The following is a 26,928-nucleotide window of genomic DNA, read 5'->3' on the forward strand; positions in this document are numbered from 1 at the left end:
CAGCCATGCCCACTCGCCCCTCCCGACGCAGCCTGATGCGCGGCATCACCGCGGCGACCGCCGTCGCCACCCTCGCCGGCGGGCTCGCGGCCTGCGGCGGTGACAGCGACGCCGCCACCGGGACGACCGACAGCGCCGGCACGGTCACCGTGGGCCGGTTGTCCAACGGAGCCGCCAAGGAGACCGCGCTCAAGGTCGCCGAGGTGAAGTCCATCAGCGCCGAACTGCCCGACGCCGTCAAGAAGAGCGGCAAGCTCGTCATCGGCTCCGGCACCCTCCCCTCCGGCTCCCCGCCGCTGGGCTTCGTGGGCAGCGACCAGAAGACCCTCACCGGTTCCGAGACCGACCTGGCCCGCCTGGTCGCCGCCGTCCTCGGTCTGGAGCCCGAAGTCAAGCGGTTCACGTGGGAGAACCTCTTCGTCGGCATCGACAGCGGCAAGGTGAACGTCGGCTTCTCCAACATCACGGACACCGAGGAGCGCAAGAAGAAGTACGAGTTCGCCTCCTACCGCAAGGACGACCTCGCCTTCGAGACGCTCAAGACCTCGAAGTGGACCTTCGACGGCGACTACGAGGCCCTCGCGGGCAGGACCGTCTCGGTCGGCGCCGGCACCAACCAGGAGCGGATCCTGCTGGAGTGGCAGAGCAGGCTGAAGAAGGAGGGCAAGCAGCTGACCATCAAGTACTTCCAGGACAGCCCCAGCATCTATCTGGCCCTGGGCAGCGGCAAGATCGACTCCTATCTGGGCCCCAGCCCCAACCTCTCCTATCACGTCACCCAGACCGCGAGCACGCCCAACGCGACCCGAATCGCCGGCCAGTACTCCGGTGCGGGGGAGTCGCTCCAGGGCCTGATCGCCGCGACCGCCAAGAAGGACAGCGGCCTCGCCAAGCCCCTCGCCGACGCGATCAACCACCTGATCGACAACGGCCAGTACGCCAAGTGGCTCGCCGCGTGGAACCTCTCCAACGACGCCGTCTCCAAGTCGGAGGTCAACCCGCCGGGGCTGCCGCTCGACAACTCCTGACCCGTCCTCGGCGAACCCGGTAGGAAAGGACTCCGCCTCCGTGACCCAGCAGACCGACATCCGCGCAGGCGGAGCCTCCTCGAGACCCACCGCGCACGACACCTCCGTCCTCGACAACGCCGTGTGGGCCGCCCTCGACGGCCCACACGCCCACCTAGCCGAACGCGTCGGCCGCGCCGCCCGCTACCCGGACGACGTCTACGCCTTCGCCGCCCTCGCCGATCCCGGCGACCCCGCCGCGTGGGCCGACCTGCACACGCTCGTCGGTCCCGGAACCACCGTTCGGGTCAAGCCCGTTGACACGGTCCCGGACGGCTGGGAGGTCGTCGGCGGGGATGGGGGTACCTCCCATGCCCTTAAGGCTATGGGGGAGGGCGTCCAGCTCGTCGACACCGCCCTGCGCGCCGAACCGGCCCCCGAGGCGGTACGGCTGGGCCCCGATGACGTGCCCGAGATCCTGGACCTGGTCGCCCGCACCCAGCCGGGACCCTTCCTCAAGCGGACCATCGCACTCGGCACCTACCTCGGCATCCGCGACCGCGAGCGCCTGATCGCCATGGCCGGTGAGCGGATCCGCCCGCCCGGCTGGACCGAGATCAGCGCGGTCTGCACCGACCCCGCGTATCGCGGCCGGGGCCTCGCGACCCGCCTGGTCCGCGCGGTCGCCGCCGGCATCCGGGAGCGCGGCGACACCCCGTTCCTGCACGCGGCCGCGGACAACACCACCGCGATCCGGCTCTACGAGTCGATCGGGTTCACCCTGCGCCGCCGTTCGCCTGTCCTCCTGGTCCGCAGCCCGGGAACATCCCGCGAGGCCACGGCGTTGTGACCGACGACGAGATCCGCCGGGCGCCGTCGTGCGCCCAGAAGCAGGAGGTGACGGGCGTGATCAGCACACTCCGCTCCGCGCACCTCCACTCCCGGCCCCACATCGATCTCCTGCGCGTGTCCACCGCGCTCTGTTGTTCCTGACCCGTCAGCTGCCCCAGCCGCCGTGCCCTGCCCACCCGCGGGCCGGCGCTCTCGTACGGATCCCCAGGAAGGCACCCACCTGTGTCCCCTTCTCCCTCCTTGCTGCATCTCGCCGTCGCTCTGGACGGCACCGGCTGGCACCCCGCCTCCTGGCGCGAGCCGGTGGCCCGGCCCCGTGAGCTGTTCACCGCCGGATACTGGGCCCACCTGGTCGCCGAGGCCGAGCGCGGCCTGCTCGACTTCGTCACCATCGAGGACGGCCTCGGCCCGCAGTCCTCCCATTTCCTCGACCCCGACGAGCGCACCGACCAGGTCCGCGGCCGGCTCGACGCCGTCCTGATCGCCTCGCGCATCGCCCCGCTCACCCGGCACATAGGCCTGGTCCCGACCGCGGTGGTCACCCACACGGAGCCGTTCCACATCTCCAAGGCGATCGCGACCCTCGACTACGTCAGCACCGGCCGCGCGGGCCTGCGGGTCCAGATCACCGCGCGCCCGGGCGAGGCCGCGCACTTCGGCCGCCGCACCATCCCGCGTATCGAGGCCTACGACAGCCCCGGGGCCCAGGAACTCGTCACCGACCTCTTCGACGAGGCCGCCGACTACGTCGAGGCCGTGCGTCGCCTCTGGGACAGCTGGGAGGACGACGCCGAGATCCGCGACGCCGCCACCGGCCGCTTCATCGACCGGGACAAGCTGCACTACATCGACTTCGAGGGCAAGCACTTCAGTGTCAAGGGCCCCTCCATCACACCCCGCCCACCGCAGGGCCAGCCACTCGTCACCGCCCTCGGGCACCAGACCGTCCCCTACCGGCTCATCGCCCGCCAGGCCGACGTCGGCTACGTCACCCCGCACGAGACCGACGAGGCCCGCGCGATCGTCGCCGAGATCCGCGCCGAGCAGGAGACCGCCGGGCGGAGCGAGGAACTCCTCCATGTCTTCGGCGACTTGGTCGTCTTCCTCGACGACGACCCCGCCGAGGCCGCTGCCCGCCGGGACCGTCTCGACGTGCTCGCGGGCGAGCCGTACACCAGCGACGCCCGCATCTTCACCGGCACTCCTTCGCAACTCGCCGACCTGCTCGGTGAGTTCCAGGCCGCCGGTCTGACCGGATTCCGGCTGCGGCCCGCCGTCGCCGGCCACGACCTCCCGGCGATCACCCGCGGTCTGGTCCCCGAACTCCAGCGCCGGGGCGCCTTCCGCACCGACTACGAGGCCGACACCCTGCGTGGCCTGCTGGGCCTGACCCGCCCCGCCAACCGCTACGCCGCCGCCTGAGCCTTTGAGCCTCTGAGTCTTGAGCCGGAAGGACCGCACATCATGAGCAAGCCGCTGAAGCAGATCCACCTGGCCGCGCATTTCCCGGGCGTCAACAACACCACCGTGTGGAGCGACCCCGAGGCCGGCAGCCATATCGAGTTCAGCTCCTTCGCGCACTTCGCGAAGACCGCCGAACGCGCCAAGTTCGACTTCCTGTTCCTCGCCGAGGGCCTCCGCCTGCGGGAACAGGGCGGGAAGATCTACGACCTGGACGTCGTCGGCCGCCCCGACACCTTCACCGTCCTGGCCGCGCTGGCCGCCGTCACCGAGCACCTCGGCCTGACCGGCACCATCAACTCCACGTTCAACGAGCCCTACGAGGTGGCCCGCCAGTTCGCCAGCCTCGACCACCTCTCCGGCGGCCGCTCCGCGTGGAACGTCGTCACCTCCTGGGACGCCTTCACCGGCGAGAACTTCCGCCGCGGCGGCTTCCTGCCCCAGGAGGAGCGCTACTCCCGCGCCAAGGAGTTCCTCGCCACCACCCAGGAGCTCTTCGACTCCTGGCACGGCGACGAGATCCTCGCCGATCAGGCCTCGGGCGTGTTCCTGCGGGACGCGAAGGCCGGCTCCTTCGTGCACACCGGGCAGCACTTCGACATCCACGGGCAGTTCAACGTCCCGCGCTCCCCGCAGGGCCGCCCGGTGATCTTCCAGGCCGGTGACTCCGAGGAGGGCCGGGAGTTCGCCGCCTCCAGTGCCGACGCGATCTTCAGCCGGTACGCCACCCTCAAGGAGGGCCAGGCCTTCTATACCGACGTCAAGAACCGCCTCGCCAAGTACGGCCGCCGTCACGACCAGTTGCTGATCCTGCCCGCCGCCTCCTTCGCCCTCGCGGATACCGACGCGGAGGCCGAGGAACTGGCGCGGACCGTGCGACGCCAGCAGGTCAGCGGGGCCACCGCCCTCAAGCACCTGGAGTTCGTCTGGAACCGGGACCTGTCCTCCTACGACCCCGACGGGCCGCTGCCCGACATCGACCCGGACGTCAGCGACAACCACATCTCCAAGGGGCGTGCCCAGGTCCGCATGTACCGGGACCCGCTGGCCACCGCTCGCGAATGGCGCGAACTGGCCGCCGCCAACAACTGGTCCATCCGTGACCTGGTCATCAACACGGGCAACCGGCAGAACTTCATCGGCTCGCCGGAGACGATCGCCCGCACCATCAACGCGTACGTGCAGGCCGACGCGAGCGACGGCTTCATCCTCGTCCCGCACATCACCCCGACCGGCCTCGACGCCTTCGCCGACAAGGTCGTCCCGCTCCTCCAGGAGCAGGGCGTCTTCCGCACCGACTACGAGGGCCCGACCCTCCGCCACCACCTCGGCCTCGCCCACCCGGACGACGTCCAGGACGAGCAGCGGGTCGCGTCGTGAAGCGAGGTCACTCCTCCCAGTCGAGCTGATGCTCGGGCGTACCCACCGACCGCCCGTACGCCACCGCTTCGGCGCGGCCCGCCTCGTCGCCGCGCCGATAGCGGAACACCTTCCCCGCGAAGACGACCACGCGCTCGTCCCCGGCGGTGAAATCGGCGTACCAGCCGAGCTCCGGCTGCAACGCCTCGGCGAGCGCCTCCGCCAGGGCACCGACCTCCTCGCCGTCGGTCTCCCACTCGACGAGCGTCCACACCGGCGGCTGCGCGTCGCTCGCCCCGCCGATCTCGACCCTGCTGACCCTCCGCAACCGCAGTCCACGCGGCTCGAACACCGCGCCGGGCCGAAGGCTCTCGCCGATGACATATCCGGTGATCATGTGCTGTCTCCCTGCTGATCGGGGGCTTTGCGGATGACGCTACGGCCGTATGGCTGACATCCTGTGTCAGTCATACGGCCGTCAGTCATACGTCGATGAGGTGGTCGCCCGATGCGTGCGGACCGGCTGCTGTCCCTCCTGCTCTGCCTTCAGTCCCGTGGACAGATGACCGCCCGTCATCTCGCGGCGGAGCTCGAGGTCTCGGTGCGTACCGTCTACCGGGACCTGGAGGCGCTGAGCGCGGCGGGCATACCGGTGGTGGCGAGCGGCGGCCCTGGCGGCGGCTGCCGTCTGATGGAGGGCTGGCGCAGTCCGTTGCTCGGTATCAGCGCGGAGGAGGCGACGGCCCTGCTCGCGGTCGCGTCCGAGGGCGGCCCGCTGGAACGGATCGCGCTGGGCGACGCGCTGGCCCAGGCGCGCCTGAAACTGCTGTCCGCCCTGCCGGCGGCGGGCCGCGAGCAGGTGAGCCTGACGGCGAGCCGCTTCCACATCGACACCCAGGCCTGGTTCAAGCCACCGGAACCGGTCGCGCACCTCGCCGTGTTGGTCGATGCCGTCCGCCGGGACAGGCGTCTGCGTCTGCGGCACGCGCAGCGCGATGTCCGGTCCGACGTGGACCCGCTGGGCCTGGTCGCGAAGGCGGGCGTCTGGTACCTGGTCGTGCGCTCCGACCGGGGCATCCGCGCGCACCGGGCGTCGAGGATCACGGAGGCGGAACTCCTGCCCGAGTCCTTCACCCGCCCCGCCGACTTCGACCTCCCTGCCCACTGGGCGCGCTGGGCCGCCGAGTTCGAGGCGAGTCTGGACCAACTCCCGGTCACGGTACGCCTGTCGGCGGCAGGACTCGCCGCACTTCCGCAGGTACTCGGCGACACGGAGTCGGCGGCGCGGGCGGTCCCCGATCCCGAGGAACCCGGCCGGCACCGCCTGGTCCTCCACTTCGACGACCGGCGCACCGCCTGCCGCCGTCTGCTCGGCTTCGGCCCCGACGCCGAGGTTCTCGAACCGGCGGACGTACGCAGGGAGTTGGCGGAGACCGCGCGCCGCACGGCCGCTCGTTACCGGAATGCTCGTCACCGGAATGCGTCCGACCCCATGCCATGATCGACGCCATGGCCGTCCGAATCGACCTCGCCGATGTGAGCGACCTCCACCAGGTCCTGGCGGACCACGCCCGCTACTGGGGCGAGCGCGACCTGCGCGCACTCCACCTCACCGCGCTGGTGCAGGAGTTCGGCGCCACCTGTCTGGTCGCCAGAGCCGAGGACGGCATCCGCGGCTACCTCTTCGGATTCGTCACTCCCGGCCGCACCGGCTACGTCCACCTGATCGCCACCCGCGACGATGCCCGCGGCACCGGCCTCGGCCGTACCCTCTACGAGGCGTTCACCGAGGCCGCCCGCGGGCAGGGAGCGGTCCGCCTCAAGGCCATCACCTCGGTCACCAACGAGGGCTCGATCGCCTTCCATCGCAGCCTCGGCTTCGACGCCGGAGTGGTGGAGGACTACGACGGCCCCGGCCGTCCCCGCGTCGTCTTCACCCGGGACCTGCGGTGAGGATCGCGTCGAGCAGCGGGCCCAGCGAATCCCTGGGCTCCTGTCCCGCGGTGTCGACCACGAGGCGGTCCCGGTGCCACGGCTCGTACTCCCGATCGACGATCTGCTGCCAGGTGGGCAGCGGCAGGTCCGGGATGTCCACCGAGCGCGAGTCCACGCGGCGCCGGTGCTCGTCCGGATCGGAGCAGACGACCTCCACCTCGACCACGGGCACCCCGGCCCTCGTCGCGGCGCCGCACCAGGCATCGCGCGTGACCGCCAGCGGGTTGACGGACTCCGCGATCACCGTGAGCCCCTGCCGCAGCTGCTCCTCGGCGAGGGCGTACCCCACGACATAGCCCACCGGCCCCACGGGATGCCGGGCCAGTCCGGAGGTGACGACCGCCTGCTCGATGGTGTCGACCCGCAGATGGACCGCGCCCGTCCTGGCGGCCAGGAGCCGCGCGAGGGTGGTCTTGCCGGTGGCGGGCAGGCCGCCGATGACGATCAGCACGCCCCCACCCTTTCACCCCGAACGCGCACGCCGTGTGGCCGGCGCACGTCTCCCTCCCCCGAAGGTGACGTGCGCCGGCCATTCCCCCGGCGCCGGACAGCGGTCCAGCCTCGCCCGTGCGGCCCGTCTGTGCTGTCACCAGCACATGACCGCGGTTTCCCCCGAACCCCACGCGGAGTACAGGCGCACACGGACGAAGTAGCGGCGGCCCTTCACGAGACGGGCCCTGATCGTGGCGTTGTGCGGAGTGCCTCCGTCGTCCCGGCCGGTGAGATAGCGGGGTTCTCCGTCCCGCTCCTCGAAGACCACGACGACGGTGTCGCTGTCGCCGAAGGTGCCCACGGTGTACTCGCGGGTCTCCGGCGGTTCCACGGTGAAGTCGGCCTGCTCACCCGGTTTGAGACCGAGCGGCGCGGACCGGAAGGGCACCAGCGCCGACGGCCGGGTCGGCTCGGTCGGCGGGTACCAGCGCAGGACGTACTCCTTGTCTGCGGCCGACAGGGTGCCGGGCGGGTCGAGGCCCGCGCGGAACTGCTCCGGCTCCAGGATCAGTCCCGCCTCGAAGGCGTACTCCATGATCGACTGCGGGTCCCAGACGGTGCCGTTCACCTCGTCCGGGTCGAGCTTGCGCAGGATGTTGAAGAACGTCCGGTCCCGGTTCCAGAAGTTCGGCGGGCCCGCCAGATCGGCGTAGACGGCCTCGTCGTCCCAGTGGATCCCGGCGAACGGACTCTGGTGCTCGTGCAGCATGCCGAGCGCGTGCCCGATCTCGTGCAGGGCGGTCCCGCGCTCCCCGGGCGCGGTCAGGTCCCAGCCGAAGTTCATGGTGCGCTCGTTCAGACCGACCTGGAGCGCGTCCCTGCCCACCGTCGACCAGGAGCCGTCGCCGAGTTGGAAGCCGATGCGCAGTTCGGCCTCCGAGCGGTCACCGACCTCGCTGACCGTGACGCCGATCCCGAGGTCCTGCCACTCCTGGAAGCACTCGCGCACCACGTCCCGCTGCTCCTTGGCGCCGACCCACGACACCCGGCGGGACTGCCCCGTCCCCGGAACCGGAATGACCGACCCGTCGGTGTCGCCGTCGAAGAAGCAGTAGTGCAGGACCGTGCTGTTGACCCACATCCGGCTGCCGCCGATGAGCGCACTCAGCCGCTCGGCGGCCAGCCCCGGGGCGAACGCCGGAGCCGACTGCTGCGCGAGTGAGCAGTAGCGTGCGGTCATGGGGTTCAGCGTGCCGTGAGGCGTCTCGGGGCGCCTGAGTCGGGGGCTACTCAAGTCCCCCTGTATCAGGACTGAGTAGCGGTGCTCCTGCTTCCGTGATGACTTTCGAACGGGACGCGAAGACCCTGGAGCTGCCCTGGCCGTTCACCGGGCGGGAGGACGAACTCGAGCTGGTCCGCGGGTCTGTCGCCGGGGGGCGGCACGGCATCGTGGTCACCGGTCCCGCGGGCCGGGGCAAGACCCGGCTCGTCACGGAGGCCGTACGCGGCACCGACTGTGCCAGGGTGGCGGGCACGCCCGGGACCCGCGGGCTCCCGTTCGCCGCTTTCGCGCACCTTGTTCCGGAGACCGCGTCCCTGCACCGCGCGGTCCAACTCCTGTCAGGCGTACGGCTGTTGCTTGTCGACGACGCCCATCTGCTGGACGACGCCTCGGCGGCCCTCGTCCACCAGCTCGCCGTGCACGGCCGCACCCGTCTCCTGGTCGTCGCCACGGACGGGGCCCGCGCGCCGGGCGCGATCTCCCGCCTGTGGACCGGAGAGCTCCTGCCGCGCCTCGCCCTGGAGCCGTTGCCCCGCGAGGAGACCGCGCAGCTGCTCGCGGCCGGCGTCGGCGGCCTCGAAGCCCTCACCGTCAACCGGCTGTACCGCATGTGCCGGGGCGATCTGCGACTGCTGCGCGAGTTGGTGGACGCGGTGTGCGAGCAGGGGCTGCCGGCCCGGGTCCCGGACTCGACCGAGTGGGAGTGGCGCGGCCCGGTGCCGGTCACCGCGACCGTGCGCGAGCGCACCGCGCACCTCCTCGACCGCACGGGTCCCGGCGAGCGTGGGACCCTGGACCGCCTGGCGTTCGGCGAGCCGCTCCCCGTGGACGCCGGCACGCTCGACCTGGACGCCCTGGAACGCCTGGAGGCCGACGGTCTGGTCCACGTCGACGAGCAGGGCACCGCCCGTCTCGCCCACCCGCTCCACGCCCCGGTGCTGCGATCCGCCGCCGGACGCCTGAAGACCCTGCGCCTGGCCCGCACCCCGGCCGACTGCGCGGCGGCCCTGGAGACCGAGACGGCCGCACTGGCCCGGGCGATCGGCGAGGCGGACGTACGGGCCGTCTCCGCGCCGGTGGGGGAGTGGCTCCTGGACGAGGGTGCCGGCGTACCGGCCCGGCACGCCGCGGTACGGGCACGGTTCGCACGCCTGCGGGGGGAACTGCGGGAGGCCGCGGCCTGGGCGAGGGAGGGAATGCGGGCTGCTGCCGATGACCCGGCCTGCCGTGTCGAACTCGCCCTGGCCGTAGCACAGTCGGGGCACCCGGAGCTCGTGGCACCTCCGGCGGGCCCGGGCGTCGACCGGTTCGCCGCCGGGGCCTCGGGCGGGTCGGACGCCGAGACATCCGCGGTCCCCTTGTCCGGGTCGGGCACCGATCGTTCGGCAGAGCCGTCGCCCGGATCGCGCACCGGCCGGGGCGACGCGACCCCGGCTCGTCCCAGCGGCGCTGCCGACTCGCGGGAGGTCGCGGGCGGTTCGGCTCTCACCTGGTGGGCCGCCGCCCGCGGTGATCTCGACGCGGCTCTCGGCACGGTCGGCGAGGATCCGTACGACGCCGTCCGGCTCGGCGCGCCCGAGCGGGCCGTCGGCCGGCTGACCGGTGTCTTCGCCGCACACGCCGAGGCGCTCGCCCACGACGACGGTCCTGCCCTCGACCGGGCGGCGCAAGCGCTGGAGGAGCGCGGTTTCCTGCTCTTCGCCGCCGAGGCGTACGCCCAGGCCGTACGGTCGCACCGCGACCCCGGTGCCGCCCGCACCTCACGCACCCGAGCCGTCGCCCTGGCCCGGCGCTGCCAGGGCGCCCGCACCCCGGCCCTGGCCGGGCTGGTCCTCGGCGAACTCACCGTCCGCCAGCGGCAGATCGTCACCCTCGCGGCCGCCGGCCTGAGCAACCGCCAGATCGCGGAGAAGCTCACCCTGTCGATCCGTACGGTCGGCAACCACCTCTACAGCGCGTACGCCCGCCTCGGTGCGAGCGACCGCGACGCGCTGCCGTGCCTGGTCGAGCTGCCGGAGGCACAGCCGGCCTGAGCCGAACACCGGACCGGGGCGGTCTGACCCCCAGTATTCGGGGGAGGGGTCAGGCCGCCCCACACATCGCGCATCCCCTTGGGCATCACGCCGCCCCGAACGCCGAGAACGCCCATCCCGTCGCCTGATGCACCGAGTCCCCCGGCAGCGAGGCCCGCGCGTCGCGCAACGCCTCCGCCATCGACGCCCCCGCACTGAGCCCCTTGTGCAGCGTGAGCATCAACGGCACCACCGCCTCGTCGTTGACCGGCGCGCTGCACGCCACCACTCCCGCCGTACCCAGCGGCAGCAGCGCGGTGACCAGGCCGAGCAACTCGTCCGCGCCCACCGACGCGAACCGGGCGGTGTCGCAGCAGGACAGGATGATCCGGTACGGGCTGCTGTCCAGGCGCTCGAAGTCGTGGACGATGAGCGGCCCGTCGGCCATCCGCAACGCCGAGAACAGCGGGCTGTCCGCACGGAACGTGCCGTGCGCGGCGATATGTGCCAACGCCGCCCCGTCCAGTTCCGCCAACACCCGCGGCACGCGCGCGTCGTCGTACTCCAGGACGGTCGTCGCGGAGCCGTGGCGCCTGGCCAGTTCGGGCACCTCGGCGCCTCCGGTCGCGAGGCCCGGCCCGCGAACGAGCACCTGACGCCCGCCGGGGGGCGGCACCGTCTCCCTCGCCCGCAGCCAGCTGCTCGCCGACGGCGACACGCTGAACACCCGTTCCCGCAGCGAGGGCAGCAGCGCCCACGGCACCCGGTGCAGCCGCCCCGGCGGCACCACCACGACCGGTCCGGAGCCGAGCTGCGCCGCGGCCGGCCCGAGCAGCAGCTCCTCCAGTCGCCGTCCGGCCGCCTCCACCACCGGAAGCCGCGCCTCCGCCCCCGGATGTGCCAGCCGCCTGAGCCCCGCCTGGACGTGCTCCGCCTCGCGCTCCGCGTCGGCCAGCAACCCTCCCTCGAACCGCCGCACCCGCCCCTGCGCGCACAACAGCACCTGAACACGCCCGTCGAGCACGGCCAGTTCGACCAGCCGTACGTCGTCACCGAGCCGCTCCAGGAGCCTTCGGGGGTCGAACCGGTACCCGTCAGAGGGTGCGTCTCCCCGCATGTGGAGGGTCCGGGAGCGGATCTCCCGTTCCAGGCGCCGCTGTTCACGCTCCAGCGTCGGCACCGGCCGGCCCTCCATCCGGGCCGCCTCCGCCCGGGCCGCGATCTCCCGGAAGGCGGTCAGGTCACTGAGCAGTTCAGGATCGGCGGGCGGGCGGGTCGGCGGCGCGGACAACACCGTGGCCCGCCAGCGCTCGCTCCACACCAGCAGCCGCCGCGGCCCGCCCGAGGCGAGCGAGGCCCGCGCGGCGAGCCCGGCCAGCTCAGCACCCTGAGCGGTGGCCCGCGCACGGAGTTCCGAGGCGCCGAGCGTCGTACGGTGGTCGTCGAGCACGTCCAGTCCCCGGCGACAGGCCTCGAGCACCCGACGGTCGGAGCCCACGGCCCGCGCCCACAGCGCCTGCGCCGCCCACCCCGTCATCCGTGCCAGCGGCGGCCCGCTGTGCCGACTGCGGGCCGCCACCTCCAGATGCCGCTGGGCGTCCTCCCGCCACCCCAGGCCGAGCGCGATCCGGCCCGCGAGCAGCGAGGCCTCCGGGGCGGCCGGCGCGCCGAACGAGGCCAGCCGGTCGGCGACCGCGGCCGCGTCCGCGACCAGCCGACCCGAGCCGCGCCCGGCGGCGACCCGCGCCTCGATCAACACCAGCCGCGCATGCGTCTCCCACCAGGTGCGCCGCTGCCCCGCGAACAGTCGCACCGCCATGTCCGCGCGCGCGATCGCGGTGTGGGCGTCACCCGCGAGCCGGGCCGCCCGCGCCGCGGCGAGCAACAGCTCCGCCTTGCGGGTGGACTGCCCGCCGATCCCGTCCAGCACCCCGATCGCCGCGTCCGCCTCCGCGAGCGACTCCGGGGCGAGCCCCGCCGCCAACAGGACCTCGCAGCGTCTGATGTTGAGCATGAACATCGGCGTGCCGAGCTTCGCGTACCGCTCCTGCGCCTCGTCGAGCAGCCGCAGCGCGGCGGGTATGTTCCCCGACCGGTACGCGGCCAGCCCCCGGCTCTCCACCGCGTCGGCCTTGTCGTGCTCCTGGCCCGTGGTGTCCCACAGCGCCTCCGCCGCCGTGAAGTCGGCGTCCGCCCGCTCCACCGCCCCGAGCGCCAGATGCACGGTGGCCCGCAGGGTCAGCGCCCGCGCCGTCCAGATCACGTCGTCGGCCTGCCGCAGCACCGGAACCGCCCGCCGTACGTCCTCCAGCGCCGCCCGGTGATGCCCGAGGACCCAGGACGCGTAGGCACGCCGGAACAGGACACGCGCGCGGGTGTGCCCGCTGCCCACCTCGACCCCCCGCTCCAGCGCCGCGAGACCCTGCCGGGTCCGCCCCGCGTGGACCAGCGCCACACCGAGCGCGGCCAGCACGTCCGCCTCCCGGTCGGCCGATTCCGAGCGCGCCGCGAGATCGCGGGCCCGGCGCAGATGGTCCAGGGCGATCCGCATGTCGCCCCAGTCCCGCTGCCAGATGCCGATCACCTGATGGGCGACGGAGGCGTGCAGCGGTGAGGGATCCGAGCCGAGTACTTCCTCTGCCCTCGCCAGCGCCTGGTTGGGGGCGGCGAACACCATCGGCAGCAGTTCGAGAACCGAGTCGCTTCCCGCTGTCACCCCATGGATGGTAGTGGCCCAGGTGGCAGGCCACACCGGTTTGGCGCTGTATCAATCACCGGCCCCGCGGCTCTGACTGACGACCGCCGCCTCAGTGGGAGGAAACGCCATGGCACCTCAGCGATTCCACGAGCAGTTCGACCAGATCCAGCGCTCCATGCCCGACGTCCCGCTGGCACTGGGACCCGACGACGCCTCCGAGTTCATCTACGAGAAGGGTGTCGTGCTCGCCCGCGACGGACACGACGCGGCGCTCGTCGAGGACACCGTCCGCACCCACTTCACCGAGGCGACCGGTCTGACCGGCGACCATGTGCGCCGGGACAGCCCCGAGACCAACCGCTCGGGCATCACCCGGATCAAGGTCGGCGACCCGGGCCACGGCGACCGGCGCGGCGACCGTGCCGTCACCCACGCCCTGCGCGCCATGAGCGAACGCGAGGGACGCGCCGGACACCGGCTGATCAGCCGCAACCACGTGGTGTCGATCGCGGTCAACTCCTGCCCCGGCGACGAGCCCGTGCCCGCCGCGCTCGGCCTGGGCACCAACCCGGCCCCCGCGGAAGCCGGTCACGACCCCGACACCGCCGTGGGCGTCCTCGTCGTCGACAACGGTCTCACCCACGACCACGGCCTCGTCCCGCTGCTGGCCCACGTCGAGGGCGACCTGCACGGCACCGAGACCGACGGGGCCGGCAACCTCCTCCAGTACGTCGGCCACGGCACGTTCATCGCCGGTGTCCTCGCGGCCGTCGCGCCCAACACCGACATCACCGTCCGCAACACCCTCAACGACGCGGGTGCCATCCTGGAGTCCGAGCTCGGTGAGAGACTCTTCGAGGCCGTCGCCGACGGCTGGCCCGACCTCATCAGCCTCTCCGCGGGCACCTCCAACGGCCGCAGCGACGGCTTGCTCGGCATGGACGCCTTCATGCAGGAACTGCGCGCCCGCGGCACCCTGTTGGTCGCCGCGGCCGGCAACAACGCCAGCGCCAGCCCCTTCTGGCCCGCCGCCTACGCCGACCTGCCCGCGTACCAGGACGTCGTCCTGTCGGTCGGCGCGCTGCGCGGCGACGGCGAGTTCGGCGCCTGCTTCAGCAACCACGGCTCCTGGGTGAAGGTCTACGCCCCCGGCGAGCGGCTCACCAGCGCCCTCACCGGCTTCGACGCGCCCGTGCCGTACCTCTACCAGCACTCCACGTACGAGGCCTGCCGGTTCGGCTTCACCTACGTGTGCACCTGCCAGTCTCCCTCGCACGTCGGCGCGTTGAGCGAGGACGGCACCACGGCCAAGCCGGACCAGGTGATGTTCGAGGGGTACGCCCACTGGAGCGGCACCTCCTTCGCGACCCCGGTCGTGGCAGGCCTGGTCGCCGCCCACATGACCGCGAACAAGGAGACCGACCCGCGCGCCGCCCGGCAGCAACTGCTTGCCACGAACACGCAGTTCGCCGAAGTGCGCGGGGCGCACGTACCGGCGCTGAGGCCGGCCGGCTGGCGCCCGGTGCCGGTCGTGCAGCGCCCTGTCGGCGCATGAGGGCCGGAGTGGTCCCTTCCACGGCGTACGATGACTTGCCGTACACGAGGGGTGGGACCGTGGACCGAGCAGATGTCGGTGCGCTGGTCCAGTCCGCCGTCGACGGTGACGCGGCGGCCTGGAAGGCGCTCGTGGAAGGGCTGAGCCCCCTGGTGTGGTCCGTCGTGCGCGCGCACCGGCTCTCCGACGCCGACGCGCACGAGGTGTACCAGACCGTGTGGTTCCGCTTCGCCCAGCACCTCGGGCGGATCCGCGAACCCGACAAGGCCAAGTCCTGGCTGGCGAGCACCGCGCGCCACGAGTGCCTGAAGGTGCTCAAGAGCTTGAAGCGGCTGACCGTCACGGACGATCCGCAGCTCCTGGACCGGATCAGCGAGGACCGCACGCCCGAGCAGTCGTTCATCGACTCCGAGGAGGCCGCCGCGCAGAGCGAGCGCGTCCGGTACCTGTGGCAGGAGTTCGAGGAACTCGGCGAGCGCTGCCGGCAGTTGCTGCGCATCCTGATGGCCTCGCCGAAGCCCGGCTACCAGGAAGTGTCCGCCGCCCTGGGTGTCGCGGTGGGCAGCATCGGACCACTGCGCCAGCGCTGCCTGAGGCGGTTGCGGGCGCGGCTCGAAGCCCGGGGGGCGGTATGAGCGACATGAACGACGATCAGGACGACCAGGACGACCAGGACGCAGCCTTCGACGAAGAGGCGTCGCCGGACGAGGAGTTCGCCCTCGACCTGCTGGAGGAGGAGCTCCGGCAGGCAACGGCCATCCTGGACCCCGTACCGCCCGCCCTGCGGCAGATCGCCGTCGAGGCGTTCGCGCTGCACGACCTGGACAGCCGGATCGCCGAACTCGCCTTCGACTCCGTGGTGGACGCCCTTCCGGTGAGGGGAGCGACGGGGGCACCGCGGATGCTGACCTTCCACGCGGGCGAGGTGACGGTCGACGTCGAACTCACCCCGCAGGGCCTCATGGGGCAGGTGCTGCCGCCCCAGTCGGCCCGGATCGAGGTGCTCAGCGGTCCCCAGGCCGGCGCGCCGCTCACCACCGACGACATGGGGCGCTTCATCCACGAGGCGTCGCCCGCCGGACCGTTCGCCCTGCGGCTGCGGACCGGCGAAGGAGTGATCGTCACCGACTGGCTCACCGTCTGAACCGGGCGTCAGGAGACTCCAGAGCGTCCACGAGAGTCGCGAGTGCCTGCGCGAGCCGGAGCAGCCCCGGCCCGGCGGGCCCGCCCGGTTCCGTCATGTACGTGTCCCGCCGAATCTCCACCATCAGGGCACTCACCCGGGGCTCGCGCCCGTAGAACTCCAGCGGCACGTACGCCCCACCGAACGGACTGTCCAGCCCGACCTCCCCGAACGCCTCCCGGGCCGCGGCGAGCAGCTCGGGCGGGGTGTGGAAGGAGTCGGTACCGAGGCAGACCGGCGGCCGTGGCCCCTCGCCGTGCAGCTCGTAGGGCAGCGGCGCACTGGGATAGGAGTGCACGTCGATGACGACCGCCCGTCCGGTGACGGCCAGCCGCTGGGCCACGGCCTCGGTCATCGCCCGGGCGTACGGCCGGAAGTAGCGCGCGAGGAGCGGCTCGGGGTCGGTGTCCGCGGGCCGCAGCTCCTCCCCGTGCGTGGTCCGCGTGTACACGGCCCCCATCCCCACGGCGAGCATCTCCTCCCGCTCGTCCGGAAACCGTTCGGGATCGACGACCAGCCGGGAGAGCCGGTTCACGAACCGCCACGGCATCAGGCGGGCCTGGCGAGCCGCCTCCTCGGCGAGCCGAGCCGTGTGCGCGTCGACGATGTGATCGAGCTCCCGCTCCAGCGCGAAGTCGTCCAGCACGATCCCGGCCCGCACCTCGGCCGGTATCTCCCGCCCCGAGTGCGGCACATGGAGGATCACCGGCGACTGCTCGGCACCGGGCAACAGGTCGAACGAGGGCATGCGGCTGCTCCCGGGGCGTTGTCAGTGGCGTGGTGCACCATCTCAGCATGAACATCAGCAACCAGCAGGTGACCGCCCACTCGTTCCTCGAGGCGCTCCACCGCGACGGCTACTACCCCGAGCGCGCGGTGGACCGGGGCAAGGAGATCCTGCGGCGGCTGTGCGAGCGGATCGAGGCGGACCGGCCCGCCGACCCGGCCGCGCTGTACGTGCTGACCCAGGCGGCCACCGAGGAGTTCAACGACCTGCAGGACGACGACTTCGACATCGAGACCGTGGCCCGCGAGGAGATAGCCGGGAACTTCCGGTTCGTGGCCGACGCCTACGGCTTCGCGGACGCCGACGTCGAGGAGCTCATCGCGACCCGGGACTGGTGAGAGGCCCTCGCCGCAGACCCGCGGGACCCGCGGCCTCCCCACGGCTGAGACGACCTCGCCCCGGCCGGACAGCTGCCGGTCGGGGCGAGGTCACGCAGCGAGCCGGTGTCAGCTCAGGGACGCCAGCGTCTCGTTCCACGTCGTCGACGGGCGCATGATCTTCGCGGCCTTGGCCGGGTCGGGCTGGTAGTAGCCGCCGATGTCGGCCGGCTTGCCCTGGACGGCGTTCAGCTCTTCGACGATCTTCTGCTCGTTCGCGGCGAGTGTCTCCGCGAGCGGGGCGAAGGCCTTCGCCAGGTCCGCGTCGTCGGTCTGCGCGGCCAGCTCCTGGGCCCAGTACAGGGACAGGTAGAAGTGGCTGCCGCGGTTGTCGATGCCGCCGACACGACGGGTGGGGGACTTGTCCTCGTTGAGGAAGGTCGCCGTGGCGCGGTCGAGGGTGTCGGCGAGGACCTTCGCGCGGGAGTTGCCCGTGAAGTCGGCGTACTGCTCCAGGGACGGGACCAGCGCGAAGAACTCACCGAGGGAGTCCCAGCGCAGGTAGTCCTCCTTGACCAGCTGCTGGACGTGCTTCGGCGCGGAGCCGCCGGCGCCCGTCTCGAACAGGCCGCCGCCCGCCATCAGCGGGACGACCGACAGCATCTTGGCGCTGGTGCCCAGCTCCAGGATCGGGAACAGGTCGGTGAGGTAGTCGCGCAGCACGTTGCCGGTGACGGAGATGGTGTCCTCGCCGCGGCGGATGCGCTCCACCGACAGCTTGGTCGCCTCGACCGGGTTCAGGACGCGGATGTCCAGGCCCTCGGTGTCGTGCTCGGTCAGGTACTGCTTGACCTTGGTGATCAGGTTGGCGTCGTGGGCGCGGGTCTCGTCCAGCCAGAACACCGCCGGGTTGCCGGTGGCGCGGGCGCGGGTGACGGCCAGCTTCACCCAGTCGCGGATCGGGGCGTCCTTGGTCTGGCAGGCGCGGAAGATGTCGCCGGCGGAGACCGTCTGCTCGATGACGGCGTTGCCGTTCTGGTCGACGAGGCGGACCGTACCGGTGGTCTGGATCTCGAAGGTCTTGTCGTGGGAGCCGTACTCCTCGGCCTTCTGCGCCATGAGGCCGACGTTCGGGACGGAGCCCATGGTCGACGGGTCGTAGGCGCCGTTGGCACGGCAGTCCTCGATCACGGCCTGGTAGACACCGGCGTACGACGAGTCAGGCAGGACCGCGAGGGTGTCGGCCTCCTGACCGTCCGGGCCCCACATGTGGCCGGAGGTGCGGATCATGGCCGGCATCGAGGCGTCCACGATCACGTCGGACGGCACGTGGAGGTTGGTGATGCCCTTGTCGGAGTCGACCATCGCCAGGGCCGGGCCCTCGGCGAGCTCGGCGTCGAAGGACGCCTTGATCGCGGCACCCTCGGGCAGGGACTCCAGGCCCTTGTAGATGCCGCCCAGACCGTCGTTCGGGGTCAGGCCGGCCGCGGCGAGCGTCTGGCCGTACTGCGCGAAGGTCTTCGGGAAGAACGCGCGCACCACGTGACCGAAGATGATCGGGTCCGAGACCTTCATCATCGTGGCCTTCAGGTGCACGGAGAACAGCACGTCCTCCGACTTGGCGCGGGCGATCTGCGCGGTGAGGAACTCCCGCAGCGGGGCCACGTGCAGCACCGAGGCGTCGACGACCTCGCCCTCGAGAACCGGAACGGACTCGCGCAGCACGGTGGTGGAGCCGTCGTCGCCGACCAGCTCGATCCGCAGCGAGCCGGCCTCGGAGATCACGACGGACTTCTCGGTGGAGCGGAAGTCGTCCACACCCATGGTCGCCACGTTGGTCTTGGACTCCGACGACCATGCGCCCATGCGGTGCGGGTGGTTCTTGGCGTAGTTCTTGACCGAGGCGGGGGCGCGGCGGTCGGAGTTGCCCTCACGCAGGACCGGGTTCACGGCGGAACCCTTGACCTTGTCGTAGCGGGCCTGGATGTCCCGCTCCTCGTCGGTCTTCGGGTCGTCCGGGTAGTCCGGCAGCGCGTAGCCCTGGGCCTGAAGCTCGGCGACGGCGGCCTTGAGCTGCGGGATCGACGCCGAGATGTTCGGCAGCTTGATGATGTTGGCCTCGGGCGTCTTGGCCAGTTCGCCCAGCTCGTGCAGGGCGTCCGGGATCCGCTGGTCCTCGGTCAGGTACTCCGGGAACACGGCGATGATGCGCCCCGCCAGCGAGATGTCCCGCGTCTCCACGGAGACACCCGCCTGCGACGCGTACGCCTGGACCACCGGCAGGAAGGAATACGTCGCCAGGGCCGGGGCCTCGTCAGTGTGCGTATAGATGATGGTCGAGTCAGTCACCGGGTGCTCCGCTCCACGTCTGCAACATTGCTCGACATCAAGATATCTCGTGATGCCGCCGTCCTCGACAGCGGTCCTCGCCTGCTTCCGAAGATCCTGCACATTCCCCGGGGCAACCGAAGCGTCTGATCTTGTGGTCATGCACGTTGATCGCACTCATCCGACGGCCGGTCCCAGACCACCCGGCCGCCCGAGGGAAAGCAGACCATGAGATATCGCACCAGAGTGACGGCCCCGGCAGCTCTGCTCGGCACCGTGGCGGCCCTGTCCGTGGCCTCCCCGGCGCACGCGGACCCGGAGACCGGCACCCCTGGCCCGGAGACCCTCGGGGATCCCGTCTTCCCGAGCCTCGGCAATGACGGCTACCGCGTCGGCGCCTATCACCTCGACCTCGCGTACGACGCCACGACCCGGCTCGTCGAGGCGACGGCGACCCTGACGCTCACCACCACCCAGGAGCTGAGCCGCCTCTCCCTGGACGCGCTGGGCCTCGACGTGCACGAGGTGCTGCTCGACGGCGTGCCCGCCGCCCGGGAGCAGGCCGGCGAGAAGCTGCGGATCACCCCGGCCGTCTCGCTGGCCGCGCAGACCACGGCGACCGTGACCGTGACGTACACGGCGGACCCGCGTGCCGCTCTCGCCCACACCGCCTGGGTGCCCACCCCGGACGGCTTCGCGGTCTGCCCCCAGCCCAACACGGCGCACACCGTCTTCCCGTGCAACGACCACCCCTCGGACAAGGCGGACTTCACCTTCCGCATCACCGTCCCGGCCGGCCTCAGGGGCGTCGCGAGCGGCCACCTGGTGAGCACCGAGGAGCTCGGCGACGGCCGAACCGCGTACTGCTACCGGTCCCGGGAGCCGATCGCCACCGAGATCGTGCAGATCACGGTCGGCGACTACGTGATCAAGGACCGGCAAGGGCCGCACGGACTCCCGCTCAGGGACGTCGTCCCGACCGCCCGGGCCGCCGCCCTGGAGCCCGCGCTCGCCCTCACCCCGAACCTGGTGAGCTGGATCGAGCAGCGGCTCGGGGCCTTCCCGTTCGAGACGTACGGCCTGCTGCCGTGCAACAACGACGCCTCGGACGCCTTCGACTTCACGGGTCTGGAGACCCAGACCCTCACCCTGTACAAGCCGAACTTCCTGCTCCAGGCGGAGAAGAGCATCGGCTCGCACATGATGCACGAGCTGGTGCACTCCTACTTCGGCAACAGCGTGAGCCCGGCGACCTGGTCCGACCTGTGGCTCAACGAGGGCCACGCCGACTTCTACGGGCTGCTCTACCGCTACGAGCGCGGCTGGGCCGACTCCCTCGGTCTCACCACGATGGAAGCGCGCATGAAGGACACCTACGCGCGCGGCGACCAGTGGCGCAAGTCCTCGGGCCCGGTCGCCGCCCCGAACGAGGCGAACCTCTTCGACAGCCAGCGCTACCTCGGCGGTGTCCTCGTCCTGTACGCGCTGCGCCAGCAGGTCGGCGAGAGCGTCTTCAGCGCGATCGAGTCCACCTTCCTGGAGCGCTTCCGCAACGCCTCGGCGTCGACCGGCGACTACATCGCCGTCGCCTCGGAGGTCTCCGGCGCCGACCAGTCCGGCTTCCTGCGGGACTGGCTCTACGGCACGAAGACCCCGAGGATGCCGGGCCACCCCGACTGGACGGTGACGCCGGTCAGCTCCGCGCTGCGGCAGCCGCAGAACCGCACGGACGGCCACTGGCACGACAACTCGGCGACCCTGTAGGGACTCAGTCGAGCCGGGCGGAGGGCACCTCGCCCGGCTCGATCACGGTCTCCGCTCCACGCTGGTGCGGTATCGACACCGACCCCTGCTGGAGGGCGACGGTCCGCGTCGGCGCCGGGATCCGGATGCCCTCCTTGCGGTAGCGCTTGTGCAGCTGCTTGATGAACTCGTGCTTGATGCGGAACTGGTCGCTGAACTCACCGACGCCCAGGATGACCGTGAAGCCGATCCGGGAGTCACCGAAGGTGTGGAAGCGGACCAGCGGTTCGTGCTCCGGGAGGGCTCCCTCGACCTCGGTCATGACCTCGGTGACGACCTCGCAGGTGACCCGCTCGACGTGGTCGAGATCGCTGTCGTAGGCCACGCCGACCTGGACCAGGATCGTCAACTGCTGCTCGGGACGCATGAAGTTGGTCATGTTCGTCTTGGCGAGCTCGCCGTTGGGCACGACGATCAGGTTGTTGGAGAGCGCGCGGACCGTCGTCTGGCGCCAGTTGATGTCCTCGACGTAGCCCTCCTCGCCGCTGGCCAGCCGGATGTAGTCGCCGGGCTGGACGGTCTTGGAGGCGAGGATGTGGATGCCCGCGAAGAGGTTGGCGAGGGTGTCCTGGAGGGCCAGCGCGACCGCGAGACCGCCGACGCCGAGGGCGGTGAGCATCGGCGCTATGGAGATGCCGAGGGTCTGCAGGACGACGAGGAAACCGAGCGCCAGGACCAGCACCCGCGTGATGTTGACGAAGATCGTGGCCGAACCGGCGACCCCGGAGCGGGACGTGGTGACCGTCCGCACGAGCCCTGCGACCAGCCGGGCCGCCGCCACCGTGACGACGAAGATCAACAGCACGGTCAGCACCTGGTTGACGGTGTGCTGGACCGCCTTGGTCAGCGGCATCGCCGCCGCGGCCGCGGCTATGCCGCCCGCGATCGCCGCCGAGGGCACCACGGTCCGCAGCGCGGCCACGAGGACGTCGTCGCCGCCCCACTTGGTGCGGTCCGCGTGCTTGCCCAGCCACTTGAGCAGCATGCGCAGCAGGAAGGCCGCCACCAGGCCCGCCACCACGGCGATGCCGGCGCCGACCATGTCGTCCATGGTGAGATCCCGTTGAAATGCCGTCACGTTGCCACCTGTTCGAAATTGCGGGATGTGCGATCGCGTCGGCCGTGTGAAGGTTCCGTGGCCGACGCGACCGCTCATCCTGCCGTATCCGGCACGGGAGTTCGTAGCCGGCCTCGTGCCCGACGGCGGGGTTTCGGACGATGCCCTCGGCGAGTTCGGCCTGCTCCCGGTCGCAGTACGCGGCGGTCGTGGGCGTTCCGTACCACCGCCGGGCCACGAACCACCACACCGTGGCGATCAGCAGGAAGACGGCCAGGGCGACGGAGGCGTAGTTCATCGTGTCCACCGTCACACAGGCCCCCCACACCACCGCCGTCCATCCGATGGGCTTGCCCCACCGCCCCAGGCTCCACGGACCCGGCTGAAAACGGCTCCCAGCGCGCAGCCGCAGCAGTACGGGGATGGCCTAGGCGGGCGTGATGCCGATGACGTTGATCGCGGTCACCGCGCCGTAGGCGGTCGCCGAGTACACGTTGCCGCAGAACAGCTGCGCCACGATCATCACGACGAGCAGCGCGCTCGCTGCGTCCGAACCGAGGCGGCAGGCGAGGGGACGCCCCGAAGCGCGTCACCCCGGCCGACCCCCTGCCGTACTTCCTGCGCACGGCGACCCCGCCGTCCCGCGCCGTCCTGCACATCACCCAGGACGGCCGCACCGTGCACCGCGCACGCCTGCGCACGGCGGTTCCGAACCGGACCGTCACCCTGACCGCCCGCTGGACTCACCAGGTCGTGCGCGTGCGGCTCACCGGTCGGTGAACGCCCTGGTGCGCGACGCCCGGGTCAGATCACCTTCAGCCGCACCAGCGCACCCAGCGTCAGCGCCCCCGGCACCAGCGGCACCCAGACCGTGATGATCCGGTAGGCGAGCACCACCGCCGTGGCCACGGCCACCGGGCCGCCGGCCGCCACCAGCGCCACCACCAGAGCCGCCTCCACCGAGCCGACCCCGCCCGGTGTGGGCACCAGCGCCACCGCGCAGGTCGCCGCCAGATACGCCACGGCCATGTGCGCCGGCGGCACCGAGAGCCCCAGCGCCTGCCCCACCGAGGCCAGCCCGGCCGCCTGCAGCGCCGGGAAGGCGAGCGAACCGCCCCACAGCGCGAGCGCCCGGGACGGGCGGGTGTGCACCGAGCGGGCCTCGCCCAGCGCGGTCCGCAGGAAGGAACCCACGGCCGTCCGCACCCGGCGGACACCCGCGAGCACACCCACGGCCACCACGAGCACCGCGCCCAGGCCCAGCAGCAGCGGACCCACCGCGGTGTCGGGCAGCAGCCCGTCGAGGCGCAGCGCGTCCGGGAAGGCGACGAACAGTACGGCCAGCAGGGTGAGCCGGCCGATCGACTCCGCCAGCAGATACAGGGCGAGCGCGGCCGAGGAGCGGGCGAGCGAGACACCACACACCGTCATGAAGCGCAGATTGACCGCCCCCGCGCCGAGGCCCGTCGGCAACAGGTGGTTCGCCGCGCCCGCCGCGAACTGTGTCGCCAGCAGTCGCCGCCGGGGAAGCCGCTCCACCACCGCGCCCTGCCGGGTGAAGGAGGCGGCCACCCAGGTCAGACAGGTGGCACCGGCCGCGGCGAGGAGCCACGGCCACTCGGCATGCCGCAGATGGCCGAAGCCCTCGGCGAGCACGGACCGGTGCCGCACCGCCACGAGGGTGACCAGCAGGAGCGGGACCAGACACAGGATCTGGCGAATACGGCGGACGGGCAGGCGCTGGAAAGGGCGTCCCTGGGGGAGCTCTACCGCTGTCACACCGGGAGAGGCTGTCCCCGCCGCGCCAACGGCGGGTTGCGGAAGCGGGGCCAGGGTCTTACGTACGGTCATCGAGTCCTTCCGACGGAGAGAAAAGGGTCGGTCATTGACCTCAAGAACGCTTGAGGTCGTACGTTCTCTCCCATGAGCATGGAGACCACAGCCTGGACACAGCTGCACAGTGTCATGACCGCCGAACAGGAGCGCCGCCCGTTCGCCCGCGCGACGCTGCGCCGCATCGGCTCGTTCGCCCGCCCGCACCGTACCCGTATCGCCCGCTTCGTCGTACTCGGGGTGGCGACCGCGCTGCTCGCCGTCGCCACGCCCGTACTGGCCGGACACATCGTCGACGCGATCGTGTCGGGCGACGACGAGGGCAAGGTCGTACGCCTGGCCCTGCTCATCGCCCTCATCGCGGTCGCGGAGGCCGCGCTCGGCGTCCTCGGCAGACGGCTGTCGGCCGCGCTCGGGGAGGGACTCATCCTCGATCTGCGGACGGCTGTGTTCGATCATGTGCAGCGCATGCCGGTCGCGTTCTTCACACGCACTCGTACGGGAGCGCTGGTCTCCCGTCTCAACAATGACGTCATCGGCGCGCAGCGCGCCTTCAGCAACACCCTGTCGGGCGTGGTCAGCAACCTGGTCACCCTGCTGCTGACCCTTGTGGTGATGCTCACCCTGTCCTGGCAGATCACCCTGCTCGCGCTCGCGCTGCTCCCGGTGTTCGTGATCCCGGCCCGCCGCATGGGCAGCCGGATGGCCCGGATGCAGCGGGAGGCGGCCGCGCTGAACGCGGCCATGGGCACGAGGATGACCGAGCGGTTCTCCGCGCCCGGCGCCACCCTGGTCAAGCTCTTCGGCCGCCCCGAGCAGGAGTCCGAGGAGTTCGCGGCCCGGGCCCGCCGCGTGGCCGACATCGGCGTCCGCACCGCCACCGCCCAGTCGGTGTTCATCACCGCCCTGACCCTGGTCTCCGCACTGGCTCTCGCCCTGGTCTACGGCCTCGGCGGCTGGTTCGCGCTGCGCGGCAGCCTGGAACCGGGCGCCGTGGTCTCCCTCGCGCTGCTCCTGACCCGCATGTACGCCCCGCTCACCGCCCTCGCCGGCGCCCGCGTCGAAGTCATGAGCGCCCTGGTCAGCTTCGAGCGGGTCTTCGAGGTACTCGACCTGAAACCGCTGATCGAGGACAAGCCGGACGCCCGCGAGGTCCCCGAGGGACCGGTCGCCGTCGAGTTCTCGGACGTCCGCTTCGGCTACCCTTCCGCCGACAAGGTCTCCCTGGCCTCCCTGGAGGAGGTCGCCTCCCTCGACACCCGCGGCGGCGCCGAGGTCCTGCACGGCGTCTCCTTCCGCGCCGAACCCGGACAGACCGTCGCCCTCGTCGGCTCCTCCGGCGCCGGGAAGTCGACCGTCGCGCAACTGCTGCCGCGGCTCTACGACGTGGACGAGGGCGCCGTACGCATCGGCGGCGTCGACGTCCGCGACGTGACCGCCGGGTCCCTGCGGGCCACCCTCGGCATGGTCACCCAGGACGGCCATCTCTTCCACGACACGGTCCGCGCGAACCTGCTGCTGGCCCGCCCGGAGGCGACCGAGGCCGAGCTGTGGGACGCCCTGCGCCGCTCCCGCCTCGACGATCTCGTACGGTCCCTGCCGGACGGTCTCGACACCGTGGTCGGCGAGCGCGGCTACCGGCTCTCCGGCGGCGAGCGTCAGCGCATGACCATCGCCCGTCTCCTGCTGGCCCGCCAGCGTGTGGTCATCCTCGACGAGGCCACCGCCCACCTGGACAACACCTCGGAGGCCGCCGTCCAGGAGGCGCTCGCCGAGGCGCTGGAGGGCAGGACGGCCATCGTGATCGCCCACCGGCTGTCCACGATCCGCACGGCCGACCAGATCCTGGTGGTCGAGGACGGACGGATCGTGGAACGGGGGACGCACGAGGAACTGCTCGCGTTCGACGGCCGGTACGCGGAGCTGTACCGGACCCAGTTCGCCTCACACGACGACGGGATGACCGAGACCGCCGTGGCGTAGCCCGTCACCGGGTGTCCGTCTCACCACCGGTGACCGCGAGGACCTCTCCCGTGACGAAACTCGAGTCCGCGTCCGATGCCAGGAACACATAGGCCGGGGCGATCTCTTCCGGCTGCGCCGGCCGGCCGACGGGCGTCTCGCTGCCCACCTGGGCCAGGTCGCCGGGCGGCATGTGCCGGTCGGCGACGTTCAGAACCGTCCAGGTGGGGCCGGGCGCCACGACGTTGGCCCGCACACCCCGCGCCGCCAGATGCGGGGCGATGGACTTGGTGAAGGTGATCAGGGCGGCCTTGGAAGCCGCGTAGTCGATCATGGTGGTGCTGCCCTTGAGGGCTTCCTCCGTGGCCGTGGCGATGATCGAGTCGCCCTCGTCCAGGTGCGGAAGGGCGGCCATGACCAGGTGGAAGTAGGCGTAGGCGTTCGTCTTGAACGTCCGGTCCCAGTCCTCGGCCGTCAGCTGCTCCAGGTGCAGCTTGCTGTTGAGATAGGCGGCATTGCTGACCAGGATGTTCAACCGCCCGAGCTCCCGCACGGTGCGCTCGACGACATCCCGGCAGAACTCCGGCTCACACAGGTCGCCCGGCAGCAGGAGACACCTGCGGCCCTGCTCCTCGACCACCTGCCGGGTCTCCTCGGCGTCGGACTGCTCCCCGGGGAGGTAGACGATGGCGACATCCGCGCCCTCCCGTGCGTACAGCAGCGCCACGGCGCGGCCGATGCCGGAGTCGCCTCCGGTGATCAGGGCCACCTTGCCGGTCAGCTTGCCCGCCGCCTTGTAGCGCTCGGCCCGGTACCGGGGCCTGGGGTCCATCTCCGACTCGAGGCCCGGCGGATCCTGCTTCTGCTCGGGGAAGTCCGGAGTGGGTTCCGAGGTGATCACCGGAGGGGCGTCGATCCGGTCCCGGCCCTGCTCTTGCATCACGCCTCCTTGCGAGGTTCGTCGGGAAACGACCATGACCGGGCGCGGGTGCCCTGGCCTCGCGG

23 protein-coding genes and 1 pseudogene are annotated in these 26,928 nt (G+C 71.6%); 14 read left to right on the forward strand and 10 right to left on the reverse strand.

What is annotated here, in order from left to right; genetic code table 11:
• The first annotated feature begins 5 nt into the window (after positions 1-5).
• The 5 genes from QF027_RS42970 to QF027_RS42985 all read left to right on the forward strand — a co-directional run bounded on the left by QF027_RS42970 (position 6) and on the right by QF027_RS42985 (position 4,700).
• Positions 6-1,028, forward strand: coding sequence for a transporter substrate-binding domain-containing protein (locus QF027_RS42970; RefSeq protein WP_307080852.1), 1,023 nt, complete (start codon positions 6-8; stop codon positions 1,026-1,028).
• A gap of 40 nt (positions 1,029-1,068) precedes the next feature.
• Positions 1,069-1,857 carry a GNAT family N-acetyltransferase gene (locus QF027_RS42975; RefSeq protein WP_373432473.1) on the forward strand — a complete coding sequence of 263 codons (789 nt, stop codon included), beginning with the start codon at positions 1,069-1,071 and terminating at the stop codon, positions 1,855-1,857.
• Between the two features lie 56 nt (positions 1,858-1,913).
• Positions 1,914-2,000, forward strand: a complete 87-nt coding sequence (locus tag QF027_RS49845) for a putative leader peptide (protein WP_373432523.1) — start codon at positions 1,914-1,916, stop codon at positions 1,998-2,000.
• A gap of 81 nt (positions 2,001-2,081) precedes the next feature.
• Positions 2,082-3,281: an LLM class flavin-dependent oxidoreductase gene (locus tag QF027_RS42980; protein WP_307080853.1), complete on the forward strand. Its 1,200-nt coding sequence runs from the start codon at positions 2,082-2,084 to the stop codon at positions 3,279-3,281.
• A 42-nt stretch (positions 3,282-3,323) separates the two neighbouring features.
• A complete protein-coding gene (locus tag QF027_RS42985) occupies positions 3,324-4,700 on the forward strand; it encodes an NtaA/DmoA family FMN-dependent monooxygenase (RefSeq protein ID WP_307080854.1) in 1,377 nt (458 codons plus the stop codon).
• A gap of 7 nt (positions 4,701-4,707) precedes the next feature.
• Here QF027_RS42985 and QF027_RS42990 read toward each other — a convergent pair whose 3' ends face one another.
• Positions 4,708-5,076 carry a hypothetical protein gene (locus QF027_RS42990; RefSeq protein ID WP_306973433.1) on the reverse strand — a complete coding sequence of 123 codons (369 nt, stop codon included), beginning with the start codon at positions 5,074-5,076 and terminating at the stop codon, positions 4,708-4,710.
• Positions 5,077-5,187: 111 nt separating this feature from the next.
• Here QF027_RS42990 and QF027_RS42995 point away from each other — a divergent pair, with 111 nt between their 5' ends.
• Complete coding sequence (locus QF027_RS42995) at positions 5,188-6,180, forward strand: helix-turn-helix transcriptional regulator (RefSeq protein WP_307080855.1); 993 nt, start codon at positions 5,188-5,190, stop codon at positions 6,178-6,180.
• An 8-nt stretch (positions 6,181-6,188) separates the two neighbouring features.
• Entirely contained in the window at positions 6,189-6,632 is a 444-nt protein-coding gene (locus tag QF027_RS43000) for a GNAT family N-acetyltransferase (protein WP_306973431.1), read from the forward strand.
• On the opposite strand, the gene QF027_RS43005 is transcribed toward QF027_RS43000, so the two are convergent.
• Both QF027_RS43005 and absR1 read right to left on the reverse strand, forming a co-directional pair.
• Positions 6,613-7,125 carry an AAA family ATPase gene (locus QF027_RS43005; protein ID WP_307080856.1) on the reverse strand — a complete coding sequence of 171 codons (513 nt, stop codon included), beginning with the start codon at positions 7,123-7,125 and terminating at the stop codon, positions 6,613-6,615. The genes QF027_RS43000 and QF027_RS43005 overlap by 20 nt on opposite strands.
• A gap of 135 nt (positions 7,126-7,260) precedes the next feature.
• Entirely contained in the window at positions 7,261-8,346 is a 1,086-nt protein-coding gene (gene absR1 / locus QF027_RS43010) for a beta-glucuronidase AbsR1 (RefSeq protein ID WP_307080857.1), read from the reverse strand.
• 98 nt (positions 8,347-8,444) lie between these two features.
• On the opposite strand from absR1, the gene QF027_RS43015 reads away from it, so the two are divergent.
• A complete protein-coding gene (locus QF027_RS43015; RefSeq protein WP_307080858.1) occupies positions 8,445-10,421 on the forward strand; it encodes a LuxR family transcriptional regulator AbsR2 in 1,977 nt (658 codons plus the stop codon).
• 85 nt (positions 10,422-10,506) lie between these two features.
• Here QF027_RS43015 and QF027_RS43020 read toward each other — a convergent pair whose 3' ends face one another.
• Positions 10,507-13,077 carry a CHAT domain-containing protein gene (locus QF027_RS43020; RefSeq protein ID WP_307082694.1) on the reverse strand — a complete coding sequence of 857 codons (2,571 nt, stop codon included), beginning with the start codon at positions 13,075-13,077 and terminating at the stop codon, positions 10,507-10,509.
• A gap of 148 nt (positions 13,078-13,225) precedes the next feature.
• On the opposite strand from QF027_RS43020, the gene QF027_RS43025 reads away from it, so the two are divergent.
• Genes QF027_RS43025 through QF027_RS43035 form a run of 3 tightly spaced genes read left to right on the forward strand, consistent with a single transcriptional unit; the run spans position 13,226 to position 15,797 of the window.
• Positions 13,226-14,653, forward strand: a complete 1,428-nt coding sequence (locus QF027_RS43025) for a S8/S53 family peptidase (protein ID WP_307080859.1) — start codon at positions 13,226-13,228, stop codon at positions 14,651-14,653.
• Between the two features lie 59 nt (positions 14,654-14,712).
• Positions 14,713-15,288, forward strand: a complete 576-nt coding sequence (locus QF027_RS43030) for an RNA polymerase sigma factor (RefSeq protein WP_306973426.1) — start codon at positions 14,713-14,715, stop codon at positions 15,286-15,288.
• Entirely contained in the window at positions 15,285-15,797 is a 513-nt protein-coding gene (locus tag QF027_RS43035; RefSeq protein WP_307080860.1) for a hypothetical protein, read from the forward strand. The genes QF027_RS43030 and QF027_RS43035 overlap by 4 nt, the downstream gene beginning before the upstream one ends.
• Here the strand turns inward: QF027_RS43035 and QF027_RS43040 are convergent.
• Positions 15,787-16,584: an N-formylglutamate amidohydrolase gene (locus QF027_RS43040; protein ID WP_307080861.1), complete on the reverse strand. Its 798-nt coding sequence runs from the start codon at positions 16,582-16,584 to the stop codon at positions 15,787-15,789. The genes QF027_RS43035 and QF027_RS43040 overlap by 11 nt on opposite strands.
• A gap of 47 nt (positions 16,585-16,631) precedes the next feature.
• On the opposite strand from QF027_RS43040, the gene QF027_RS43045 reads away from it, so the two are divergent.
• Positions 16,632-16,961 carry a DUF5713 family protein gene (locus QF027_RS43045; protein ID WP_307080862.1) on the forward strand — a complete coding sequence of 110 codons (330 nt, stop codon included), beginning with the start codon at positions 16,632-16,634 and terminating at the stop codon, positions 16,959-16,961.
• A gap of 108 nt (positions 16,962-17,069) precedes the next feature.
• On the opposite strand, the gene QF027_RS43050 is transcribed toward QF027_RS43045, so the two are convergent.
• Positions 17,070-19,289 (reverse strand): NADP-dependent isocitrate dehydrogenase, encoded by a 2,220-nt coding sequence (locus QF027_RS43050; protein ID WP_307080863.1) that lies wholly within the window; start codon positions 19,287-19,289, stop codon positions 17,070-17,072.
• Positions 19,290-19,496: 207 nt separating this feature from the next.
• Here QF027_RS43050 and QF027_RS43055 point away from each other — a divergent pair, with 207 nt between their 5' ends.
• Complete coding sequence (locus QF027_RS43055; protein WP_306973422.1) at positions 19,497-21,032, forward strand: M1 family metallopeptidase; 1,536 nt, start codon at positions 19,497-19,499, stop codon at positions 21,030-21,032.
• A 4-nt stretch (positions 21,033-21,036) separates the two neighbouring features.
• On the opposite strand, the gene QF027_RS43060 is transcribed toward QF027_RS43055, so the two are convergent.
• The 3 genes and pseudogenes from QF027_RS43060 to QF027_RS43070 all read right to left on the reverse strand — a co-directional run bounded on the left by QF027_RS43060 (position 21,037) and on the right by QF027_RS43070 (position 23,907).
• Positions 21,037-22,122 (reverse strand): mechanosensitive ion channel family protein, encoded by a 1,086-nt coding sequence (locus QF027_RS43060; RefSeq protein ID WP_306986452.1) that lies wholly within the window; start codon positions 22,120-22,122, stop codon positions 21,037-21,039.
• Between the two features lie 163 nt (positions 22,123-22,285).
• Positions 22,286-22,687: pseudogene (locus QF027_RS43065) on the reverse strand (amino acid permease); the annotation flags it as partial.
• A gap of 245 nt (positions 22,688-22,932) precedes the next feature.
• Positions 22,933-23,907, reverse strand: a complete 975-nt coding sequence (locus tag QF027_RS43070; protein WP_306973421.1) for a lysylphosphatidylglycerol synthase transmembrane domain-containing protein — start codon at positions 23,905-23,907, stop codon at positions 22,933-22,935.
• A gap of 150 nt (positions 23,908-24,057) precedes the next feature.
• On the opposite strand from QF027_RS43070, the gene QF027_RS43075 reads away from it, so the two are divergent.
• Entirely contained in the window at positions 24,058-25,944 is a 1,887-nt protein-coding gene (locus QF027_RS43075; RefSeq protein ID WP_307082696.1) for an ABC transporter ATP-binding protein, read from the forward strand.
• Positions 25,945-25,948: 4 nt separating this feature from the next.
• Here QF027_RS43075 and QF027_RS43080 read toward each other — a convergent pair whose 3' ends face one another.
• Positions 25,949-26,863: an SDR family oxidoreductase gene (locus QF027_RS43080; RefSeq protein ID WP_306973420.1), complete on the reverse strand. Its 915-nt coding sequence runs from the start codon at positions 26,861-26,863 to the stop codon at positions 25,949-25,951.
• Between the last annotated feature and the right edge of the window lie 65 nt (positions 26,864-26,928).

It is taken from the genome of Streptomyces canus, assembly GCF_030816965.1.
Classification (GTDB): domain Bacteria; phylum Actinomycetota; class Actinomycetes; order Streptomycetales; family Streptomycetaceae; genus Streptomyces; species Streptomyces canus_E.

Excerpts from the sequence above, each read along its gene's own strand:
- QF027_RS42970 (WP_307080852.1), top strand. The coding sequence starts at position 6 with ATGCCCACTCGCCCCTCCCGACGCAGCCTGATGCGCGGCATCACCGCG.
- QF027_RS42985 (WP_307080854.1), top strand. The coding sequence starts at position 3,324 with ATGAGCAAGCCGCTGAAGCAGATCCACCTGGCCGCGCATTTCCCGGGC.
- QF027_RS42990 (WP_306973433.1), bottom strand. The coding sequence starts at position 5,076 with ATGATCACCGGATATGTCATCGGCGAGAGCCTTCGGCCCGGCGCGGTG.
- QF027_RS42995 (WP_307080855.1), top strand. The coding sequence starts at position 5,188 with ATGCGTGCGGACCGGCTGCTGTCCCTCCTGCTCTGCCTTCAGTCCCGT.
- QF027_RS43000 (WP_306973431.1), top strand. The coding sequence starts at position 6,189 with ATGGCCGTCCGAATCGACCTCGCCGATGTGAGCGACCTCCACCAGGTC.
- absR1 (WP_307080857.1), bottom strand. The coding sequence starts at position 8,346 with ATGACCGCACGCTACTGCTCACTCGCGCAGCAGTCGGCTCCGGCGTTC.
- QF027_RS43015 (WP_307080858.1), top strand. The coding sequence starts at position 8,445 with ATGACTTTCGAACGGGACGCGAAGACCCTGGAGCTGCCCTGGCCGTTC.
- QF027_RS43020 (WP_307082694.1), bottom strand. The coding sequence starts at position 13,077 with ATGGTGTTCGCCGCCCCCAACCAGGCGCTGGCGAGGGCAGAGGAAGTA.
- QF027_RS43025 (WP_307080859.1), top strand. The coding sequence starts at position 13,226 with ATGGCACCTCAGCGATTCCACGAGCAGTTCGACCAGATCCAGCGCTCC.
- QF027_RS43035 (WP_307080860.1), top strand. The coding sequence starts at position 15,285 with ATGAGCGACATGAACGACGATCAGGACGACCAGGACGACCAGGACGCA.
- QF027_RS43040 (WP_307080861.1), bottom strand. The coding sequence starts at position 16,584 with ATGCCCTCGTTCGACCTGTTGCCCGGTGCCGAGCAGTCGCCGGTGATC.
- QF027_RS43045 (WP_307080862.1), top strand. The coding sequence starts at position 16,632 with ATGAACATCAGCAACCAGCAGGTGACCGCCCACTCGTTCCTCGAGGCG.
- QF027_RS43055 (WP_306973422.1), top strand. The coding sequence starts at position 19,497 with ATGAGATATCGCACCAGAGTGACGGCCCCGGCAGCTCTGCTCGGCACC.
- QF027_RS43060 (WP_306986452.1), bottom strand. The coding sequence starts at position 22,122 with ATGGACGACATGGTCGGCGCCGGCATCGCCGTGGTGGCGGGCCTGGTG.
- QF027_RS43075 (WP_307082696.1), top strand. The coding sequence starts at position 24,058 with ATGGAGACCACAGCCTGGACACAGCTGCACAGTGTCATGACCGCCGAA.
- QF027_RS43080 (WP_306973420.1), bottom strand. The coding sequence starts at position 26,863 with ATGCAAGAGCAGGGCCGGGACCGGATCGACGCCCCTCCGGTGATCACC.